This is a genomic window from Vibrio sp. S12_S33, assembly GCF_963889785.1.
GTDB lineage: Bacteria > Pseudomonadota > Gammaproteobacteria > Enterobacterales > Vibrionaceae > Vibrio > Vibrio aestuarianus.
On sequence record NZ_CAWPQZ010000275.1, the window covers coordinates 1 to 400 of the forward strand.

Annotated in this window: 1 other RNA gene; it reads left to right on the forward strand. The window is 38.8% G+C overall.

What is annotated here, in order from left to right:
• The first annotated feature begins 53 nt into the window (after window positions 1–53).
• An RNA gene (locus AACW06_RS20150) (hammerhead ribozyme type II) lies at window positions 54–114 on the forward strand.
• The last annotated feature ends 286 nt before the right edge of the window (window positions 115–400 follow it).

Consider the following 400-nt stretch of genomic DNA (forward strand, 5'->3'; position numbering starts at 1 on the left):
GCGTTATATTTCTTTTTAGTTCAGTACGTTATAATGTTAAAAATTAAATCGAAAGCCGAAACGTGAATACGTCTCTCAGTGGTGGTCTCCTGAGACTGATGATGGCAGCCTCGATTTACTTTGCGTCAAATCCACCTGTTTTTGTGGTGCAGTTTCTCTTAGCGGAAATTGTGGGGTTTTTAACTAGTCAGACTAAGGAGGGAGAGCTTATGGGTACGAAAATTATCAACAAAACTAGTAGTAAATTTAAGCAACTTTCAAAATGTGTTGCCATGTTTTGGGAGAACCACCGCTCTTTTAAGTTTAACTTACTGATGATCTGGTGAAACTCCAGTGAAAAGAGCAAATTAGTAGGTGCGCATAGCCCAAATCACCTATAGCGCACTGAAATATAACAAAC